This window comes from Dactylosporangium sp. CA-139114 (genome assembly GCF_050955725.1).
Classification (GTDB): Bacteria; Actinomycetota; Actinomycetes; order Mycobacteriales; family Micromonosporaceae; genus Dactylosporangium.
In genome coordinates this window covers 1,750,896-1,770,030 of record NZ_CP192080.1, presented here as the reverse complement: position 1 = coordinate 1,770,030, position 19,135 = coordinate 1,750,896, and the positions used below count along the sequence as shown (strand labels likewise).

At 72.3% G+C, this 19,135-nt stretch carries 20 protein-coding genes; 6 read left to right on the top strand and 14 right to left on the bottom strand.

The features are described from left to right. Nucleotides 1-83: 83 nt before the first annotated feature. The 5 genes from ACQP2P_RS07965 to ACQP2P_RS07945 all read right to left on the bottom strand — a co-directional run bounded on the left by ACQP2P_RS07965 (nucleotide 84) and on the right by ACQP2P_RS07945 (nucleotide 6,200). On the bottom strand, nucleotides 84-431 hold the full coding sequence (locus tag ACQP2P_RS07965; protein ID WP_433614279.1) for a hypothetical protein: 348 nt from the start codon (nucleotides 429-431) through the stop codon (nucleotides 84-86). Nucleotides 432-460: 29 nt separating this feature from the next. Then, on the bottom strand, nucleotides 461-1,201 hold the full coding sequence (locus tag ACQP2P_RS07960) for a type I 3-dehydroquinate dehydratase (protein ID WP_433614277.1): 741 nt from the start codon (nucleotides 1,199-1,201) through the stop codon (nucleotides 461-463). A 42-nt stretch (nucleotides 1,202-1,243) separates the two neighbouring features. Further along, nucleotides 1,244-2,818, bottom strand: coding sequence for a TROVE domain-containing protein (locus ACQP2P_RS07955; RefSeq protein ID WP_433614275.1), 1,575 nt, complete (start codon nucleotides 2,816-2,818; stop codon nucleotides 1,244-1,246). Nucleotides 2,819-3,018: 200 nt separating this feature from the next. Continuing rightward, nucleotides 3,019-4,200: a class I SAM-dependent RNA methyltransferase gene (locus ACQP2P_RS07950; protein WP_433614273.1), complete on the bottom strand. Its 1,182-nt coding sequence runs from the start codon at nucleotides 4,198-4,200 to the stop codon at nucleotides 3,019-3,021. Then, complete coding sequence (locus ACQP2P_RS07945) at nucleotides 4,197-6,200, bottom strand: APC family permease (protein WP_433614271.1); 2,004 nt, start codon at nucleotides 6,198-6,200, stop codon at nucleotides 4,197-4,199. The genes ACQP2P_RS07950 and ACQP2P_RS07945 overlap by 4 nt, the downstream gene beginning before the upstream one ends. Nucleotides 6,201-6,300: 100 nt before the next feature. Between ACQP2P_RS07945 and ACQP2P_RS07940 the strand changes: the two genes are divergently transcribed. Next, the gene (locus ACQP2P_RS07940; protein ID WP_433614269.1) at nucleotides 6,301-6,966 is read left to right on the top strand and encodes a potassium channel family protein; all 666 of its coding nucleotides are present in this window, start codon (nucleotides 6,301-6,303) and stop codon (nucleotides 6,964-6,966) included. Further along, nucleotides 6,963-7,661, top strand: coding sequence for a potassium channel family protein (locus tag ACQP2P_RS07935; protein WP_433619045.1), 699 nt, complete (start codon nucleotides 6,963-6,965; stop codon nucleotides 7,659-7,661). Before ACQP2P_RS07940 ends, ACQP2P_RS07935 begins: the two co-directional genes overlap by 4 nt. 106 nt (nucleotides 7,662-7,767) lie before the next feature. On the opposite strand, the gene ACQP2P_RS07930 is transcribed toward ACQP2P_RS07935, so the two are convergent. The 4 genes from ACQP2P_RS07930 to dut all read right to left on the bottom strand — a co-directional run bounded on the left by ACQP2P_RS07930 (nucleotide 7,768) and on the right by dut (nucleotide 10,306). After that, nucleotides 7,768-8,499 carry a DUF3159 domain-containing protein gene (locus tag ACQP2P_RS07930; protein ID WP_433614267.1) on the bottom strand — a complete coding sequence of 244 codons (732 nt, stop codon included), beginning with the start codon at nucleotides 8,497-8,499 and terminating at the stop codon, nucleotides 7,768-7,770. 26 nt (nucleotides 8,500-8,525) lie between these two features. Further along, nucleotides 8,526-8,921, bottom strand: coding sequence for an OB-fold nucleic acid binding domain-containing protein (locus ACQP2P_RS07925; protein WP_433619044.1), 396 nt, complete (start codon nucleotides 8,919-8,921; stop codon nucleotides 8,526-8,528). Between the two features lie 138 nt (nucleotides 8,922-9,059). Then, on the bottom strand, nucleotides 9,060-9,836 hold the full coding sequence (locus tag ACQP2P_RS07920) for a DUF3710 domain-containing protein (RefSeq protein ID WP_433614266.1): 777 nt from the start codon (nucleotides 9,834-9,836) through the stop codon (nucleotides 9,060-9,062). Next, nucleotides 9,833-10,306, bottom strand: a complete 474-nt coding sequence (dut, locus tag ACQP2P_RS07915; RefSeq protein WP_433614264.1) for a dUTP diphosphatase — start codon at nucleotides 10,304-10,306, stop codon at nucleotides 9,833-9,835. Before dut ends, ACQP2P_RS07920 begins: the two co-directional genes overlap by 4 nt. Before the next feature lie 57 nt (nucleotides 10,307-10,363). Here dut and ACQP2P_RS07910 point away from each other — a divergent pair, with 57 nt between their 5' ends. Next, nucleotides 10,364-10,834, top strand: coding sequence for a DUF3093 domain-containing protein (locus ACQP2P_RS07910; RefSeq protein ID WP_433614262.1), 471 nt, complete (start codon nucleotides 10,364-10,366; stop codon nucleotides 10,832-10,834). Here ACQP2P_RS07910 and ACQP2P_RS07905 read toward each other — a convergent pair. Both ACQP2P_RS07905 and ACQP2P_RS07900 read right to left on the bottom strand, forming a co-directional pair. Next, on the bottom strand, nucleotides 10,813-11,649 hold the full coding sequence (locus tag ACQP2P_RS07905; RefSeq protein ID WP_433614261.1) for a hypothetical protein: 837 nt from the start codon (nucleotides 11,647-11,649) through the stop codon (nucleotides 10,813-10,815). The genes ACQP2P_RS07910 and ACQP2P_RS07905 overlap by 22 nt on opposite strands. Before the next feature lie 141 nt (nucleotides 11,650-11,790). After that, nucleotides 11,791-12,087, bottom strand: a complete 297-nt coding sequence (locus ACQP2P_RS07900) for a DUF4193 domain-containing protein (protein ID WP_350622132.1) — start codon at nucleotides 12,085-12,087, stop codon at nucleotides 11,791-11,793. A 396-nt stretch (nucleotides 12,088-12,483) separates the two neighbouring features. Between ACQP2P_RS07900 and ACQP2P_RS07895 the strand changes: the two genes are divergently transcribed. After that, on the top strand, nucleotides 12,484-13,017 hold the full coding sequence (locus ACQP2P_RS07895) for a LytR C-terminal domain-containing protein (protein WP_433614259.1): 534 nt from the start codon (nucleotides 12,484-12,486) through the stop codon (nucleotides 13,015-13,017). Nucleotides 13,018-13,110: 93 nt separating this feature from the next. Here the strand turns inward: ACQP2P_RS07895 and ACQP2P_RS07890 are convergent, their stop codons facing one another. Then, nucleotides 13,111-13,908 (bottom strand): inositol monophosphatase family protein, encoded by a 798-nt coding sequence (locus ACQP2P_RS07890; protein WP_433614257.1) that lies wholly within the window; start codon nucleotides 13,906-13,908, stop codon nucleotides 13,111-13,113. 265 nt (nucleotides 13,909-14,173) lie between these two features. Between ACQP2P_RS07890 and ACQP2P_RS07885 the strand changes: the two genes are divergently transcribed. After that, nucleotides 14,174-15,856 (top strand): RNA polymerase sigma factor, encoded by a 1,683-nt coding sequence (locus ACQP2P_RS07885; RefSeq protein WP_433614255.1) that lies wholly within the window; start codon nucleotides 14,174-14,176, stop codon nucleotides 15,854-15,856. Nucleotides 15,857-16,161: 305 nt separating this feature from the next. After that, entirely contained in the window at nucleotides 16,162-16,395 is a 234-nt protein-coding gene (locus ACQP2P_RS07880) for a DUF7455 domain-containing protein (RefSeq protein ID WP_350622164.1), read from the top strand. A gap of 443 nt (nucleotides 16,396-16,838) precedes the next feature. Here the strand turns inward: ACQP2P_RS07880 and ACQP2P_RS07875 are convergent, their stop codons facing one another. Together ACQP2P_RS07875 and ACQP2P_RS07870 are read right to left on the bottom strand one after the other, a co-directional pair. Beyond that, nucleotides 16,839-18,563, bottom strand: coding sequence for a DEAD/DEAH box helicase (locus ACQP2P_RS07875; protein ID WP_433614253.1), 1,725 nt, complete (start codon nucleotides 18,561-18,563; stop codon nucleotides 16,839-16,841). Between the two features lie 244 nt (nucleotides 18,564-18,807). After that, complete coding sequence (locus tag ACQP2P_RS07870) at nucleotides 18,808-19,086, bottom strand: DUF3039 domain-containing protein (protein ID WP_350622123.1); 279 nt, start codon at nucleotides 19,084-19,086, stop codon at nucleotides 18,808-18,810. Nucleotides 19,087-19,135: the final 49 nt, after the last annotated feature.

The following is a 19,135-nucleotide window of genomic DNA, read 5'->3' as shown; positions in this document are numbered from 1 at the left end:
CCGTATCGCGGGCGCGCTGCCGCACGACACAGAAGATAGGGCCAGCCCGCCAGTTTCGCTGTCCGCCCTCCGTCTGCGACGAGTCAGCGGGTGGGCGGCGGGACCATCTGCGAGTAGACGATCGTGCACACCAGCCCGGCCAGCCACACGCCACCGGCCAGCCACGCGGCGCGCTGCCCCAGGGCCGCGGGCGCCTTGCCCCGCAGCGTCTGCACCGCCAGGGCCGAGGCCGCGAGCATCAGCGCGACCCCGATCCCCCACACCGTCCAGGCGGCGGGGCTGCGGTCGACCTTGAGCTTGGTGAGCCCGAGCGCGGCCCGCCCGATCGCGAACACGAACGGGATGGTGAACACGCAGACCGTCTGCGCGACCGTCTTGCGCAGCGCGCGCAGCGGATCGCGCCGCGGCTGCTCAGGCTCCGGGCCGCTCATGCCGTCACCTCCGCTGCGCTGCGGACCGCTCATGCGCCGGCTTTGCGGGCGGCGGCGTAGGCGGGCGAGAACGTCTCCAGCAGCCGCACCGTCTCCTCGAAGGGCAGCTGCCCGGGGGCGGAGGGCCGGTCCCCGTCGGCCGAGTAGGTGACCCGGGAGCCGAGCACCGGGAAGAGCACCCGCGTCGCGGACCCCTCCGCGCCCATGCCGATGACGATCAGGGAGTCGTACCGCACCAGCAGCCCCGCCAGCCGCCGCAGGTCCTCGGGCCCGTGCGCCATGGTGCTGATCTTCACCACGTCGGCACCGGCGGCCTTGGCGGCCTCGACGGTCCCGGCCAGGACCTCCTCGCCGGGGGTCTTGTCGAAGTCGTGGTACGACACCACGACCGGCCGGGCCGCCGCGCGCGCGGCCGCGACCACCCCGGGCAGGATCCCGCCCGCGGACAGCTCGACGTCGACCGCGTCGACCGCGGGCAGGATCGCCTCGAACAGCCGCAGCCGCGCGCCCTCGTCGTGGGCCCAGCGCCCGCCCTCGGCGCGGGAGCGGATCGTGGCCAGGATGCGCAGCCCGGCCGCGCGGAAGGGCTCGATCGCGGCCAGCACGTCGGCCGGCTCGGCGCTGCGGTTCCAGTCGATGCGCAGCTCGGCCAGGTCGACGCCGAGATCGCGGGCGCGGGCGGCGTCACCCGCGGGGTCCTCGTCGCCGAAGCTCACCGCGACCAGCGGCGCCCCGCCGGAAAGCCGCTCCCGCAGCGTCTGCGTTGCCAATGGGACTCCCCCTGCCGGATCGGACAGGGGGAGTCTACGGGCTCAGAACGGCCAGGCTCCGGCGCGCCCGGCCTCGAGCAGCGGGATCATCCCGAAGCCCGCGTCGGACAGGCCGCCGAACGTCCAGCGGTTCGCCGTCGCCGGCGTGTGGCCGAGGCGGTAGCCGGCCAGGTTCCACGTGTAGATCGGCACGTGCGCCGGGACCGCCCCCGACACCGCGCCGTCGTAGGAGGCCTGCTCGTCGGTCAGGATCACCACCCGGTCATGGCGCTTGAAGTGCTTGCGCGCCGCCGTGGCGGTGTTGGTACCGCCGCCGTGGAAGTGCCCCTCGGCCCGGAACCGCTCGATCGCCCTCAGCACCGACTCGCCCGGCCGCAGCTTGAACACCGTCGAGCCCGTCGAGAACGACACCACGTCCGCGTTCGCGCACCGGATGGCCAGGGCCACGCCGAAGACCACGGCCGCGTCCCAGCGCATCAGCGTGCCGTCGCGCGAGAAGCCGGCGTGCATCGAGCCGGAGGTGTCGATGAGCACCAGCGTCCGCCCGGCGAGGGCCGGCACGTTGGCCAGGCTGAGCGTCAGCGCCCGCTCCAGCGCCCACGACCAGCGCAGCGAGGGCGCGGCCCGGTACGCCGAGAGGAACCGCATCGGCAGCTGCCGCGAGCGGGCCACCTCGTCCGGGTCGGCCAGGCCGGCCGCGACCCCCGCCGCGGCGTCGTCGGACACCCCGGCCTGGTCGAGGTTGCGCAGGTTGCGCAGCCGCGCCATGTAGCCCATCGACGGCAGCAGGGCGCTCCACAGCGCGGCCTTGGAAAGGCCCGTGCCGCCGCTCATCGACAGCGCGTCCTCCCACGTCATCCCGGCCGCCCGGAGCCGCTCGGGGTCGAGCAGCACCCCCGGGTCGGCGGCCGCGTCCGCGCGCAGCCGCTCGTTGGCGGCCAGCACGGGCAGCGACGCCGGCACCGTCAAATCCTCGCGGGCGTGGCGGCGGCCGAGCGCGTAGGCGAACAGGTCGCCCTGCCACGGCGCGACCGGGCTCGGGTGGGTGAGGTCGATGACGTCGCCGAAGCGGAACGCGTGGCTCGCGGTGTCGTACTTGAGCAGGTTCCGCTCGGTGTAGAGCCGCCGTACCGCGTCGGCGATGCCCCGCTTGACCGGCTTCGGGATCGCGCGGCCGTGGCGGGAGATCCAGTACGCCAGCAGCTCCCCCGGCTCGTCGGCGCGCTGCAGCACGCCGGCGACCACCCGGCGGTTCTCGCCCGCGGACTCCGCGTTCGCGGCCAGCCGCCCGGCCACGAACTCGGCCGCGCCCACGATCGCCGCCGTGCGCAGGTTCGCGCCCGTGCGCAGCCACGCCAGGAAGCGCGCCGTCCACGCCGGGTCGGCGACCGCGGCCGCGCGCACCAGGCGGGCGTAGCGCTCGTCGCGCTCGCCGGCCGCCTCGTAGAACGTCTGCTCGCCGACCATGTTCGTCACGGCCAGCAGGAACAGCTCCGACCTGAGGTCGCGGGCGTATCCGGCACCGCCCTCGTGGGTCGGGCCGGCCACCCGGCTCGGGCCGGCGAGCGGACCCCGTCCGATCGCGGCGCGTACCTTCGCAACGTTGAGCTTCGCCATGGCCGGGGACGGTACGCCGCGGCAAAATGTGATGACCGATGTTTTCGCGTGGCCCATCCTGGCCCGATGACTCGCTTCGACCGGCGCACGGCGGATCCGCGGGCGCGCGACCCGCTGCTGACGCCGCGGCGGTTGCCGACCGGCCCCCTGCCCGGGTCGATCGCGCTTCCAGGACGACGCCCGCACCGCGAAGCGGCGCGCTACCGCGGGGTGAGCAGCCCGATCGTCTCGAAGTGCTGGGTCATGGGGAAGCTGTCGAACGCGCGCAGCCCGGCGAGGTCGAAGCCGAGCTCGCCGAACGTCCGCACGTCGCGGGCGAAGGCGGCCGGGTCGCAGGCCACGTAGGACACGGCCCGCGGCGCCCGCGCGGCGATCGCCTCCACCACGGCGCGGCCCGCGCCCGAGCGCGGCGGGTCCAGGACCACCAGGTCGACCCGCCGCCAGCGCGGGTTGCCCAGCGCCTGGGCCACGTCGCCGCGGGCGAAGGTCACGTTCGTCAGGCCGGACAGCGCCCGGCGCCCGGCCGCGACCGCGCGGTGGTCGGACTCGACCACGGTCACCGGGCCGCAGTGCGGGGCCAGGGCGGCCGCGAACACGCCCGCGCCGCCGTAGAGGTCCCACGCCCGCTCGGCCGGCTCGGGCGCGAGCTGCTCGACGACGGTGCCGGTGAACGCCTCGACCGCGTGCGGGTGCACCTGCCAGAAGCCGCCCGCGTCGAGGATCCACTCGTGCCCGCCGGCCCGCTCGCGCAGCTTCGGCACCGGCCCGGACGGCGGGCCGGTGCGGGAGCCGCGGGTCAGCACCGCGGTCTCGCCCGTGGACGACGCGGCCGCCTCGATCACCGAGCCGGGCGGCCACTGCCGCTCCAGCAGCGGCAGGGCCTGGATCGCGGGGTGGGCGATGCGGCACCGGTCCACGGGCAGCACCTCGGAGGACCGGTGCCGGTGGAAGCCCGCGTGCCCGGCGCCGTCGACCGCGTACTGCACCCGCGTCCGCCACGACAACGGCCCGCCGGGCAGCGCCTCCACGGTGATGTCCGGAAGGTCGGTCAGGCCGCCCAGCCGGGTCAGCTGCTCGGCCAGGACGTCGGCCTTCATCCGGCGCTGGGCGTCCCAGGAGGCGTGCTGCCAGTCGCAGCCGCCGCAGGCTCCCGGGCCGGCGAACGGGCACGGCGGGATCACGCGGTCCGGCGAGGGCAGCAGGATCTCGACCGCGTCCGCGCGCAGGAAGCCCTTGCGCCGCTCGGTGACCACCGCCCGCACCCGCTCCCCCGGCAGCGCGTGCCGGACGAACACCACCTGCCCGTCGTGCCGGGCGACGCAGAACCCGCCGTGCGCGACCGCCCCGACCTCGAGCTCCAGCGACTCCGAGGGCGCCGTCACGAGTCGGTGCCGGCCGAGGAGCGCGGCCCCCGCTTCGGGCCGCGGCTCAGCGTCGCGTCGAGCCGGTCGATGTCCACCCCGTCGATCGAGCTGAGCTGCCACGGCACCGAGGTCACCATCACGCCGGGCTCGAACAGCAGCCGGCCCTTGAGCCGCAGCGCGCTCTGGTTGTGCAGCAGGTGCTCCCACCACTTGCCGACCACGTACTCGGGGATGAACACCGTCACGACGTCGCGGGGCGAGTCCTGGCGCTTGTTGCGCACGAAGTCGAGGATGGGGCGGTTGATCTCGCGGTACGGGCTGTCGACCACGGTCAGCGCCACCGGAATCCCGCGCCGCTCCCACTCTTCCTGCAGCGCCCGGGTGTCGTGGTCGTCGACGTTCACGGTGAGCGCGGTCAGCGAGTCGGGGCGGGTGGCCTGGGCGTACGCCACCGCGCGCAGGGTCGGGCGGTGCACCTTGGACACGAGCACCACCGCGTGGTTGCGCGCCGGCAGCACCGGGCGCACCTCGGAGGGCTCCAGCTCGCGGGCCACCGTGTCGTAGTGCTTCTTGATCCCGACCATCAGGAAGTAGATGACGATCATCGCGATGATGGCGATGTACGCCCCGAGCAGGAACTTGGTGATGAGCACCACGACGAGCACGGCGCCGGTGAGGGTCAGGCCGATCATGTTGATCGTCCGCGAGCGGATCATCCGGTTGCGGGTCGGCTTGTCGCGCACGGTGCGCAGCAGCCGGTTCCAGTGCCGGACCATGCCGGCCTGGGAGAGCGTGAAGGACACGAAGACGCCGACGATGTACAGCTGGATGAGCCGCGTCACCTCGCCGTTGAACCCGATGATGAGCACCATCGCGGCCAGGGCGAGCAGGATGATCCCGTTGGAGAAGGCGAGCCGGTCGCCGCGGGTGTGCAGCTGACGCGGCAGGTACCGGTCCTGCGCGAGGATCGAGCCCAGCACCGGGAACCCGTTGAACGCGGTGTTCGCGGCAAGGAAGAGGATCAGCGCGGTGATCACGGCCACCACGAACAGCAGCACCGACCCGGACCCGAAGACGGTCTCGCCGAGCTGGGTCGTCACCGTCTTCTGCACGTAGTGGGCCGGCCCGCTCTCGATCTGGCTCGGGTCCTCGACGAACTTCAGCCCGGTCTTGTTGGCCAGCAGGATGATGCCCAGCAGCATCGCGATCGAGATCGAGCCGAGCAGCAGCAGCGTCGTGGCCGCGTTCCTGCTCTTGGGCTCCTTGAACGCCGGCACGCCGTTGGAGATGGCCTCGACGCCGGTGAGCGCCGCACAGCCCGACGAGAACGTCCGCAGGAGCAGGAACGCCATGGCCGCGCCGGTGATGTTGGCGTGCTCGGCGTGGATGACCAGCCCGGCGCTCGGGGCCCGCAGGTCCTGGCCGAGCACGAAGATCTTGAAGAAGCCGGTGAGCACCATCCCGATCATGACGATCATGAACCCGTACGTCGGGACCGCGAACGCGCCCCCGGACTCCCGGATGCCGCGCAGGTTCATCGCCGTGAGCACGGCGATGGCGATGATCGAGATCGCGACCTTGTGGGTGGCGACCCAGGGCACGACGGAGCCGAGGTTGGCCACCCCGGACGCGGTCGACACCGCCACGGTGAGCACGTAGTCGACGAGCAGGGCGCTGGCCACCGCGACGCCGAAGCGGGGGCCGAGGTTGACCGAGGCCACCTCGTAGTCGCCGCCGCCGGACGGGTAGGCGTGCACGTTCTGCCGGTAGCTGGCGACGACTGTGAGCATCACCACGGCGACCGCGAGACCGATCCAGGGGGAGATCGTCAGGGCCGAGGCGCCCGCGATGGACAGCGTCAGCAGGATCTCGTCGGGCGCGTAAGCGACCGAGGACAGCGCGTCGGAGGCGAACACCGGCAGCGCGATGCGCTTGGGCAGCAGCGTGTGTTTCAGCCGGTCCGAGCGGAACGGTCGGCCCAGGAGCAGCCGCTTCATGAGGGAGGTGGGACTGGCCACGACGCCTAAGCGTACGGGTCGGCCCACATCCCGATGCACCGGTCGGGGCCGCACATGACATCCTCATGACGAAATGCATGAGGACTCGAGAGGCGGGGACGTGCACGTCGTGATCATGGGCTGCGGCCGTGTGGGCTCCACGCTGGCGCAGAGTCTCGAGCAGCGCGGACACTCGGTCGCGGTGATCGACGTCGACGCGGACGCGTTCCGCAGGCTCGGCGGCGAGTTCCACGGCACCACGGTCACCGGGGTGGGTTTCGACCGCGACGTGCTGCTGCAGGCCGGCATCGAGCGGGCCGACGCCTTCGCCGCCGTCTCCTCGGGCGACAACTCGAACATCATCTCCGCCCGGGTGGCCCGGGAGACCTTCGGCGTGGACCGGGTCGTGGCCCGCATCTACGACCCGAAGCGCGCGGAGGTCTACGAGCGCCTCGGCATACCGACCGTGGCGACCGTGCGCTGGACCGCCGACCGGATGCTGCGCCACCTGGTCCCCGAGGGCAACGTCGAGATCTGGCGCGACCCGACCAGCACCGTGTCGATCGTCGAGGTGCCGATGCACCCGGACTGGATCGGCCACTCCGTCGGCCAGCTCGAGGCGCGCAGCGGCGCGCGGCTGGCCTACCTCATGCGCTTCGGCCTGGCGATGCTGCCGACCGAGTCGACCGTGATCCAGGACGGTGACCTGGCCTTCATGCTGCTGACGGACGAGCTGGCGGCCCCCGTGACGAAGGTCACCGGCTCGGCGCCCGAAGGGGGACACTGACCATGCGCATCGCGATCGCCGGGGCCGGCAACGTGGGCCGCTCCATCGCCAAGGAGCTCGTCGACAACGGCCACCAGGTCATGCTGATCGAGCGCGTGCCGAAGATGGTGCGCCCCGAGCGGGTGCCCGCCGCCGAGTGGATCCTGGCCGACGCCTGCGAGCTGACCAGCCTGCAGGAGGCCGACCTGTCCTCGTGCGACGTGGTGGTCGCGGCCACCGGCGACGACAAGGTCAACCTGGTCGTGTCGCTGCTGGCCAAGACCGAGTTCGCGGTCCCGCGGGTGGTGGCCCGCATCAACCGGGCCGAGAACGAGTGGCTCTTCAACGAGCAGTGGGGCGTGGACGTCTCGGTCAGCAAGCCGCGGCTCATGGCGGCGCTGGTCGAGGAGGCGGTGTCGGTCGGCGACCTGGTCCGCCTGATGACGTTCCGGCAGTCCGAGGCCAACCTGGTCGAGATCACGCTGCCGGAGACCGCGCCCTACGTCGGGCACCCCGTGCGCGACGTCCCGCTGCCGCACGACTCCGCCCTGGTGGCGGTCCTGCGCGGCCGCCGGGTGCTGGTGCCGACCCCCGACGATCCGCTGGAGGCCGGCGACGAGCTGGTGTTCGTCGTCACGTCCGAGATGGAGGACGCGGTCCGCGCCGTGATCCTCGGCGAGGACAGCGTCGAGAAGACGCGGGGCAAGATCATCTGAACGCGGGACTCGGGTCGCGGTGGTGCGGACCCGTCGCGGCCGCCGACGCCCGGTCCGGGCCGTCGCGGCCGCCGGCGCCGGGTCCGGGAGCGCCGGGTCCGGGAGGTCAGCCGGTCGACGGCACCTCGTCGCCGTCCTTCTCGGGCTCGGGCTCGTCGCGCAGGATGCGGCGGGCCCGCCACACGGTGAGCGCGGCCAGCAGCGCGTAGGGCGGCCAGCCCAGCGCCAGCCGCGCGATGCCGAGCAGGTCGTCGGAGTCGGCGCTGGTGTCGCGGTAGATGAGGATCTGCACGCCGAGCTTGAGCGCGTAGACCACGGCCCACAGCACCGTCAGCCACATGAAGGCGCGGCGCAGGCGCGGGTTGTCGTACCACCGGGTGGTGCCCCCGTCGAGGGTCACCGACCACAGCCAGCCCACGAGCGGGCGGCGGATGAGCACCGAGACGAGCATGCCCAGGACGTAGCCGACGGTGAGCAGCATGCCGGGCAGGTACACGTCCTTGGCGTCGCCGCTCTTCCAGGCGATGTAGGCGCCCAGCGCGATGCCGAAGACGCCGTTGAGCGCGTGGCGGACGGACTCGCGCCGCGTGAGGCGGTAGACGGCCATCGACAGCGCCGCGCCCACGGCGATGATGAGCGACGTCTGCAGCGACCACCACTTGTAGTGGTCGCCCAGGAAGTTGACCACGATGAACAGCGTGATCGGGATGCTGGACTCCACGAGCCCGCGCACGCCGCCGAGCTGCTGCGCCATCTGCACCGAGAACGGTGGGAGCGGCTCCTCCTCGTCCGTCTCGGCCGCGGGGGTGGTCCGGCTACCTGGGTGTCCTGGCTGCATCCGTCCTCATCGTGGTGTGTCGAGGCTCAACGTGGCGTGTCGAGCTCGTAGTACGGGTTGTAGAGCACCTTACGACCATCCCGCAGGGCGATGCGCCCCTTCGCCGTGATCGCTCGACCCGGCTCGATGCCCGCGATGTGCCGCCGCCCCAGCCACACCAGGGTGACCAGGTCGCTGCCGTCGAAGAGCTCGGCCTCGAGCGTGGGCAGGTTGGTGCGCGGGGTGTAGACCACCGTACGCAGCCGTCCCTTGAGCCGCACGACCTGTCCGCGCTGGCACCGCAGGGCCGGCATGCTGCCGCACTGCTGGGCGTCGCGCTGGAGTTCCTCCGCGTCGAGCTCGGAGTCGCTCGCGGTGAGCCGGCGGAGAAACTTCCGCAGGCCGCCGCGCTCCCCTACCGCGCTGTCACTGTCCGTGGCCATGATGACGGTGCCACCCTCCCTTTCGGCTGCCATGACACCTTCATCAAAAACGGTACGCGTTTTTTCGCCGCTGGCTACGTGGCATCAGTGACGGCTTTCGGCGCGTGCAGGCGCTACCATGCCGCCCGTCCGCCCGCCCTACTTGCGGGGACGCGGCGACGGCCGCCGGCGCGGCGGGGTCCCGCCGTCGGCCCCGTTGGCCCCGTTGGCCGCGGCGGCGGCCGGCTCGGCCTCCGCGGCCTCGCCGCCCTCGGTGACCTCCTTGGGCAGGTGCAGCGGCAGCGGCTCGCGCACCGGCATGGCCTCGTGGCCGCGCTCGACGACCAGGTTGCGCAGGCACTCCAGCAGCGGCGGGGCGACCTCGGGGTCGACCGCGGCCGGGCCCTGGAACACCGCGCGCACCAGCCAGCGGGGCCCGTCGACGCCGACGAAGCGGATGTCGGTCAGCCCCTCCGGGGTCCGGACCCGGGCGCGCAGCTCGGTGCCGTAGTCGCCCTCGGCCTCCTCGGCCGCGACGCCGTCGGTGAACAGCTGCTTGCGGATCTCGGCGCGAACCTCGTCCCAGATGCCCTCGCTGCGCGGCGCGGCGAACACGCCCAGCTGCAGCGCGCTGTCCTCGGAGACGAGGACGATCTGCTGGATCTTGCCGTCGTTGTCGGCCTGGACCCGCACCTCGACGCCCTCGACCGCGGGCACCTTGAGGGAGCCGAGATCGAGCTGGGCGATGCCCGCGGGCGCCTCGCCGATGTCGTAGGGCCCCTCGATCCGGTTCGACTTGCCGGCGCGCGGCTCGTCGTCCGCGGCCGCGCCGGGGCCGTCGTCGAGATCGTCGAGGTCGAACGACTCCCGGCCGGCCGAGCCGCGCGGGTCCGACTTGGCGTGCCGGCCGCTGCCGCCCTTGCGCGAGAAGATCACTGCTCTGCCTCCAAGTTCGCTGCCGGGACGAGCTCGGCATGCCCGCCGGTCGACCCGTGGCCGCCGGCCCCGCGCACAGTATCGGGAAGGTCCTCGACGACGTGGAAGTGTGCCCGCTCCACGCGCTGGATCACAAGCTGCGCAATTCGGTCACCACGGGATATCTTCGCCGATATCACTCGATCGTGATTGATGAGGTTCACCAGGATTTCGCCCCGGTAGCCCGCGTCCACGGTGCCGGGGGCGTTGACGACGGTCACACCCATCTTCGCGGCGAGCCCGGAGCGCGGGTGCACCAGGCCGACGTACCCCTCCGGGAGCGCGATCGCGATCCCGGTGCGCACCAGCGCCCGCTCACCCGGCCCCAGCTCCACGTCCTGCGCCGCGTAGAGGTCGGCGCCGGCGTCGCCGGGGTGCGCGTAGGCGGGCAGCGGCAGGCCCGGGTCGAGTTGCCGCACGAGCACGTCCATCCCCATGCCTCCATCCTGCCGGGTCGTCTGCGGGCGCGTTCACGTACCCTCGGCTGTGTGGCAGCACCGAACCCGTACCGCGAGCGGCTCAGCCTGTCGTGGTGGCTGTGGCTGCCCGCCGTGGCCGTCGCCGCGGCGCTCGCCGCCGAGGTCAAGCTGGGCGCCCCGGGCGCGGCGACGTGGGTCGCCTACCTGGTGCTGCTGCCGCTGACCGTCGCCGGGCTCTGGTGGCTGGGCCGCATCCGCATCGAGGTGTCCAACGGGGAGCTGCGGGTCGACGACGCGCGGATCCCGCTGCGGTACGTCGGTGAGGTGACGACGGTGAGCGCGCCGGACAAGCACGACCTGCTCGGCCCGTATGCGGATCCGGAGGCGTTCGTGATCCAGCGGCCCTGGATCGGCCCGGCCGTGCGCGTGGAGGTCCGCGACGAGGCCGACCCGACGCCGTACTGGCTGATCAGCACCCGCCACCCGGACGCGTTCGCCGCGGCGCTGCGCGAGGCCGCTCAGGCCTCGATCACGCGCTGATCGCCCCCGCCGGGGTTGCTCTTGAGGTCCTTGCGGATCTCGTCGCCCAGCGACAGCGTGGCCCGCCGGTTCAGGAACCCGCCCACGGCCGCGCCGGTGAGGAACGGTCCCATGGTGCTCAGATTGCGCCCGAAGCGCTTGAGGAGCCGGTCGCGCAGCTCCTTGCGCAGCGCGGTGCCCATCGCCGCCGCCACGCTGCCGCCGACCCGCAGCGGGTTGACGCCCCGCCGCTCGGCCCAGGCCTGGATGAGCGCGAACGCGCGCTGGGTGCCGGAGCCATTGATCGGGCGGCCGTACACCGCGTGCAGCTCCCCGATCAGCTTCATCTCCACCGCGACCACGGCGACCGTCTCGGCCGCCAGCAGGACGGGCGCGGAGAGCAGGCTCGGGGTCGCGACCCACTCGACCGCGGCGATGCCGCCGCCGGCCGCGCCGATGCCGGCCGTGACCATCGACGCGTTGCGGATGAGCCGCTCGGCCAGCGCGTCACCGTCGAGGCCGGGGTGATGGGCGCGCAGGGTCTCCAGGTCACGCACGGGGATGTACGGCGCGACCCTGGTCACGGAGTCGGTGACCCAGCCGATCGCCTTGCGCGGCCGGAACAGGTCCTTCACGCCGCGCTCGCCGACCTCGATGCGCACCAGGCGCCCGAGCAGGCGCCGGCGGTCCTGCACCGGCACGTCGTCGCCGGTGAGCGCGACCACGGCCCGGGACAGCTCCGCGTCGTCCACCGGCGTTGCGGGTCCGGCCTGCCCTTCCGGCAGGACGGGCGCGTTCTCGGCCGCCTCGTCGGCGGGCACCGGCTGCTCGACCATGGGAACCTCCGTGTCGGTCCACGCCGTGTTCGGCCGCTTCACCACTGCAGCACGGCGGCGCCAGTTCCGCCAGATCAACTCGCGTCGCGCGGGCCCGTCGTGTTCATGCCCTTTTCACGCCGCACGCATGCGTGAGCACGCTCACGCACACTCGCGGCAGATCAGCTCCCCGTTGCGCTCGGTCGCGAGCTGGCTGCGGTGGTGCACCAGGAAGCACCGCGAGCAGCGGAACTCGTCGGACTGCATCGGCAGGACCTTGACCGTCAGGTCCTCGTCGGCGAGGTCGCCACCCGGCAGCTCGAAGTTCTCGGAGAGGTCGGTCTCGTCGACATCGACGGTCGCGGACTGCGCATCGGTTCGGCGGGACTTGAGCTCCTCGAGGCTGTCCTCGCCGAGGTCGACCTCGTCGCGACGTGGCGCGTCGTAGTCGGTGGCCATCGGTGTTCACACTCCCAATTTCATGTCGCCGGGCCGGTAGGGCGCCAAAGCGACGTCGTCTTCAACGTCCAAGGGCGGCGTACCTTACCGCTCTTGTGCGCTACTTGTACGCCCGCTCGCGGAAAGTTGTTCCCACTGTGACCGAGGCGACACAACGATCATGCCTCGCGCGGGTCGAGCGCGCCCGCAGGCCCGCCCCGCGGCGATGGAACGATACCCCCCGCCGCCGCGTCCCGCGGGGAGTCGTACCGCATCGGCGAGGAGGAACTTTGTGGTACGTCCGGTGGGGACTTCAGCGCTTGCGCGGCCCAGGCGCTAACCTCTGCGGCAGCCAGAGCGTCTTCTCTGGTGACAGCACAGAGCGGGCGCGGGGAGCGAGCCATGAGTTTTGCGCGGGTGAGAGCACTCGCGGTGGTCGGCGTCCTCATCGTCGCCGCGGCGGTGTTCGTGATCGTCGCCGTCGTCAAGGACCATCAGACCGGCGCCGCCGGTGACGCCAAGAAGTGCGCCGAGGGCTCCGTGGTCGCCGACGCGAAGCTGCCCACGCAGGAGGACGTGAAGGTCACCATCTTCAACGCGACCAACCGGCCCGGCGCGGCCTCCGACGTCGCGAACGACTTCCTGAGCCGCCGGTTCAAGGAGGCGAAGGTGGTCACCGCCGCGCCCAACCCGCCGCCCAACAAGCCCAACGACGTCGTCGCGATCATCCGCTTCGGCCCGGCGACGGTCGGCGCGGCCTGGCTCGTGCGGGCGTACTTCCTGGACCAGGCCCGCCCCGAGTTCGACAAGGCGCGGCAGGACGACAAGGTCGAGATCATCCTCGGCGGGAAGTTCCGCCAGCTGCCGACGACGACCGAGGTCAACCAGGCCATCGCGGCGCTGGGCAACCCGGAGCTGCCCGAGGGTACCTGCGCCAAGGACGAGGGCTGAGGTACCAGTACGGTCACGGTTTCCTCGGGACGTCGCAGGGTCGTAAGGCCGAGAGCCGTACGGCTCCCGGCCATATTGCCGGCGGCTCCTGCGTCACGGGCCCCCGGACGCGTCCAGGTCGCTGAGGAGCTGGTGCAGCCGCGGGTGCAGGGCCGGCGGCGCGGCGATGACCATGTCGAGGCCGGGCGGGTTGCCGTCCAGCCCGGTCACCAGCGCGCCCGCCTCGGCCGCGACGAGCCCGCCGGCCGCGCGGTCCCAGGGGTTGAGGCCCTTCTCGTAGTACGCGTCCAGGACCCCCTCCGCGACCAGGCACAGGTCCAGCGAGGCGGCCCCGAGCCGGCGGATGTCGCGGATGTGCCCGATCAGCCCGGCCAGCACGCGGGCCTGGTGCAGCCGGCGCTCGGCCGCGTAGCCGAACCCGGTGCCGACGAGGGCCTGGCCGAGCTCGGTCTCGGCGGAGACCCGCAACCGCCGCCCGTCGCAGAAGGCGCCCCCGCCCAGGGTCGCGGTCCACTCGCGGCCGGTCGCGGCGTTGCGCACCACCCCGGCCACGACCACCCCGTCGACCTCCGCGGCCAGCGACACCGCGTACTGCGGCAGGTCGTAGAGGTAGTTCACGGTCCCGTCGATCGGATCGAGGATCCAGCGCACGGCGGAGCGGGCCTGGCCGCCGCCGTACTCCTCCCCGAGCACGGCGTCGTCCGGGCGCGCCTTGTGCAGCTCGTCGCGCACGTGCTGCTCGACCGCGCGATCGGCGGCGGTGACGACATCGGTCGCGGTCGACTTGGTCGCGGCGACGTCGACGCCCTCGGCTCGCATGCGGTTGGCCAGGTCACCCGCGGAACGGGCGACGGAGACGGCGAGGGCCAGAAGTTCGGCCGGTTGGTCCATGGTCACCATCCTGGCAAAGCCCGGGAAAGCACCGCACGGCCCATCCGTTCGGTCACAAGACGCGCGTCCCGCCCCCTCAAGAGGGGATGTTGGGGCAAGAGAGCGTTACAATTCACGCGCTGCCCGCTGTCGTTCGTGAATCCGCCCGGAGCCACGACCCACACGGGCGCCACCAAACAAGCAACCAGGCCACTCAGCACGGCCGCGCCGTGCGCGAACCCGGCCGCACCGGCCGTCGCTCGCTCATCGCACCGGAAGGTCGTTCGTGACAGCAGCTCACCAGCCCAGCGTTGACGTACGTTCCCTCGCCGACACGCTGATCGCGCGTGCCGCCGCCAACGGCGGGCACCTGACGTCGGCGGAGGTCGCGCAGGCGGTCGACACCGCAGACGTAACCCCGGCGCACGCCAAGAAGCTGCTGAGGAGCCTGGCCGAGGCGGGCGTGACCGTCGTGGTCGACGACTCCGCCCACAGCCGCCGCCGCGTCGCCGCCGCCCGCTCCGCCACTCCCGCGTCCAAGGCGGCCACCGCCAAGGCCGCGCCGGCCCGCAAGGCACCCGTTGCCAAGCCGCTCACAGCCGTCGAATCCGCTTCGCCGGAGCCGGCGGCGGCGAAGAAGGTCCCCGTGAAGAAGGCCGCGCCATCGGCGCCCACCGCATCCGCAGCGGCTGCCGCCGCGCCCGCCGCTGCCCCGGCCGCGGCGCCGGCGAAGAAGGCCGCACCGGCCAAGAAGGCGGCGAAGAAGGCCGCACCGGCGAAGGCCGCCCCGGGCGGCAAGGCGGCGCCCGGCACCGCCGCCGACCCGGCGAACCCGACCGGCACGCCGGGCGAGGGCGACCCGGAGCTCGAGGAGATCGACGACGCGGCCCTGGCCGCCGAGATCGAGGACGTCGTCGTCGACGAGCCGGTCGAGGAGACCCAGGCCGCCGAGGCCGACGCGGAGGCCAACGCCACCGACGACGACTTCGCGTGGGACGACGACGAGTCCGAGGCGCTCAAGCAGGCCCGGCGCGACGCCGAGCTCACCGCCTCGGCCGACTCGGTCCGCGCCTACCTCAAGCAGATCGGCAAGGTTCCGCTGCTCAACGCGGAGCAGGAGGTCGAGCTGGCCAAGCGCATCGAGGCCGGGCTCTACGCGGCCGAGCGCCTGCGCGCGGCCGAGGACGCCGGCGAGCCGATGCAGATGCCGGGCCGCCGCGACTTCCTGTGGATCTCGCGCGACGGCGAGCGGGCCAAGAACCACCTGCTCGAGGCGAACCTGCGCCTGGTCGTGTCGCTCGCCAAGCGGTACACGGGCCGCGGCATGGCCTTCCTGGACCTCATCCAGGAGGGCAACCTCGGCCTCATCCGCGCCGTCGAGAAGTTCGACTACACCAAGGGCTACAAGTTCTCCACCTACGCCACCTGGTGGATCCGCCAGGCCATCACCCGCGCCATGGCCGACCAGGCCCGCACCATCCGCATCCCGGTGCACATGGTCGAGGTCATCAACAAGCTCGGCCGCATCCAGCGCGAGCTGCTCCAGGACCTGGGCCGCGAGCCCACCCCGGAGGAGCTGGCCAAGGAAATGGACATCACGCCGGAGAAGGTGCTGGAGATCCAGCAGTACGCGCGTGAGCCCATCTCCCTCGACCAGACCATCGGCGACGAGGGCGACAGCCAGCTCGGCGACTTCATCGAGGACTCCGAGGCGGTCGTGGCCGTCGACGCGGTCTCCTTCTCGCTGCTGCAGGACCAGCTCCAGCAGGTGCTGCAGACCCTGTCCGAGCGCGAGGCGGGCGTCGTCCGGCTGCGCTTCGGCCTCACCGACGGCCAGCCGCGCACCCTGGACGAGATCGGCCAGGTCTACGGCGTGACCCGCGAGCGCATCCGGCAGATCGAGTCCAAGACGATGTCGAAGCTGCGCCACCCGTCGCGTTCCCAGGTCCTGCGGGACTACTTGGACTGAACGATCGTTTTTCGCTCTGCGCGAACCGGGCCGTCCCAAAAGGGGCGGCCCGGGTGTGTTTCGGGTCACCGCGGGCATTACAGACCAGTGGCGCCGCGCCAACCCACTTGTGATCGCAAGCCTGGCGCGATAGGAAGCACGTAGCGGGTATTCGGTTCCTGGTCGGACCGGCCCCGCGAAGCAGGACGCAAATGTGACATCGGTCCCGCCGATAAAGTGGGAACGAGTTCGGGCAAGACGGTGTTGAACCATCTGTGGAACGACGCAAGGAAGCGTTCGTCGGTGACGATCAGAGGAGGAAGGCGATGACCCCGACCCTCACGCCGCCGCCGGAGACGGCGGCGCCCCCCGCCGCCGAGGAACGGTGCGACCGCTGCAACGCGGCAGGGAAACTTCGAGTTCGGCTCGCCGAAGGCGGCGACCTGATCTTCTGTGGACATCACGCCAACAAGTACGCCGACCAGCTGGTCAAGATCGCTGTCGAGTACGCCGTAGCCCCGGACTTCTCGTGGCGCGGCTCCGAACTCTCGGCCGGCTGAGACCAATACGCCTGACCGCAGGGCGACCCTCCGGGGTCCCCTGCGGTCTTTTTTGTGCCCGGTCGCCGTCCGGGCAGGGGTGGCGCGTGACGACATCCCGCGGGCCGTCCCAGCCCGCCGGGCGGCACGACATGCCGGGCGCTGACACGGCACGACATGCCGGGCGCTGACGCGGCACGGCCCGACATGCCGGGCGCTGGCGTCTCCCGGCATATCCGACTTATACCCCGGCGGGCAACAAATCCGTTTGGTCGGATTTTGCGACGCCCGCCACGCCACGCGGCTCCACCCACGCGGCCGCCGAGCCACCCGCACGCCGGCATGAGCGGCAACCAGCTCCGGGCCGCGACCCTCACAACCGCGTCAGAGCCGCGCTGGAGCGACTTGAGGGCCGCGGCTGACAAAGGGAGCCCGGCGGGTGCGGCAGGGGCTCTCCGAGCGCCTCAGAGGGTCTGGATGGTAGCGATCCGCTCCTCGAGCTGCTCGATCGTCGCCTGGGCGCTCGGCGGCCCCCCGCACAGCCGGCGCAGCTCCGCGTGGATCTTGCCGTGCGGGAGGCCGGTGCGGTGGTGGTGGGCCGCGACCAGGGTGTTGAGCTGGCGGCGCAGGACGATCCGCTTCTCGCCGGCCGTCCGCGGCTGAGCCGGGATCTCAGGAGCGGCGGGAGCAGCGGGAGCGGCGGCGGAGCGGCGCTTCTCGGCCGCCATCTGCTCCGCCTGGCGCTTGTTCAGCAGCGCGGTGACCTGGTCGGGGGTGAGCAGCCCGGGCAGCCCGAGGTACTCCTCCTCCTCCGCGGTCCCGGTGGCCGCCGGCATGCCGAAGGTCGCGCCGTCGAAGATGATCTGGTCCAGCTCCGCGGTGGCGCCCAGAGCCTCGAAGGTGCCCTCGAGCTCGCCGCTGGCCTTCTCCTCGCGGTTGGCCCGCTCCATCTCGTCGTCGTCGTAGCCGTCCTTGGTCTTGGGCTCGCCGAGGACGTGGTTGCGCTGGGCCTCCATCTCGCTGGCCAGCTCCAGCAGGTGCGGGACGCTCGGCACGAAGACGGTCGCCGTCTCGCCGGTGCGGCGCGCGCGCACGAAGCGGCCGATGGCCTGGGCGAAGAACAGCGGGGTGGAGGCGCTGGTGGCGTACACGCCCACGGCGAGCCGCGGAATGTCCACCCCCTCGGAGACCATGCGCACCGCGACCATCCACTTCTCCTGCGACGCGGAGAACGCGGCGATGCGGCCCGACGCCCCCACGTCGTCGGAGAGCACGACGACGGCCTTCTCGCCCGTGAGCTCGCCGAGCGCCTTCGCGTACGCGCGCGCGTTCTGCTGGTCGCTGGCGATCACGAGGCCGCCCGCGTCCGGCATGCCCCCGGCGCGCAGCCGGTCGAGGCGCGCGTCGGCGGCCCGCAGGACCTGCGGCATCCAGTCGCCCTTGGGGTCCAGGGCCGTGCGCCAGGCCTGGGAGATGAGGTCCTGCGTCATCGGCTCGCCGAGCCGGGCGGACAGCTCGTCGCCGGCGGAGGTGCGCCAGCGCGTCTCCCCGGAGTACGCCAGGAAGATCACGGGGCGCACGACGCCGTCCCGGAGGGCGTCGGAGTAGCCGTACACGGTGTCGGAGCGCGATCGCTGGATGCCGTCGGGCCCGCGCTCGTACTCCACGAACGGGATCGGGTTCTCGTCGGAGCGAAACGGCGTGCCGGTGAGCATCAGGCGCCGCACCGCGGGCTCGAACGCCGCCTTGACCCCGTCGCCCCAGGACTTCGAGTCCCCGGCGTGGTGGATCTCGTCCAGCACCACGAGGGTCTTTCGCGTCACGGTGCGCCGCTTGTGCACGGCAGGAGCGATCCCCACCTGCGCGTAGGTCACCACGGTGCCGTGGAAGTCGCTCGACGTGTGCACGTCGGAGTTGCGGAACCCGGCGTCGAGGTCGATCCCGACCCGCGCGGCCGCCTGCGCCCACTGCGTCTTGAGGTGCTCGGTGGGCGTGACCACGGTCAGGTTGTCGATGGTGCCGTCGCCGAACAGCTCCAGCGCCACGCGCAGCGCGAACGTGGTCTTCCCGGCCCCGGGCGTGGCGACCGCGAGAAAGTCCTCGCGCTTGCCCCGCAGATACTCCATGAGCGCCTTGCGCTGCCACACCCGAAGCGACTGACCCTGCTGCACCACCGGACGCGGCGGCATGCGGCACCCCTCCCCGATACGGACCTCACGTCCCGGACACTCCCCCGGGCGACTTGCACCCGTCTTGCGCACGCCGCGGCGGCGCCGGGCCATGAACTACCGGCGCGGCGATGCACCCAGCGGGAGGGGGACGACCCGGTGCACCCAGCCAGGCGCATGAAAACGCCCTCGCGTCAGCGCGGACCGCGAAGGCGTTGACAGCCTAGCGGGCATCGGCCGGCGATGCGCCGAACCGAGCCGAACGTCACGAACTCGGGTCGTCGTTCTGCACGACGTTCTCGTAGATGTCCTTGCACACCGGGCACACCGGGAACCGGCTCGGGTCGCGCGAGGGCACCCAGAGCTTCCCGCAGAGCGCCCGCACCGGCGTGCCCTCGATCATGGCCTGCATGATCTTGTCCTTCGGCGCGTAGTGCGAGAACTTCTCGTGGTCGCCGGCATCGTAGCGGTAATCGGTGCTGGTCTGCTCGTCGACGCGCTCGTCGGTGAGAGTCCCGCCACCGTTCTCGGGAGTGGTCGTCACAACCCCCAGTCTGCCAGGCCCGCCCGGAATAAGCCCGCATCGCGGTCGC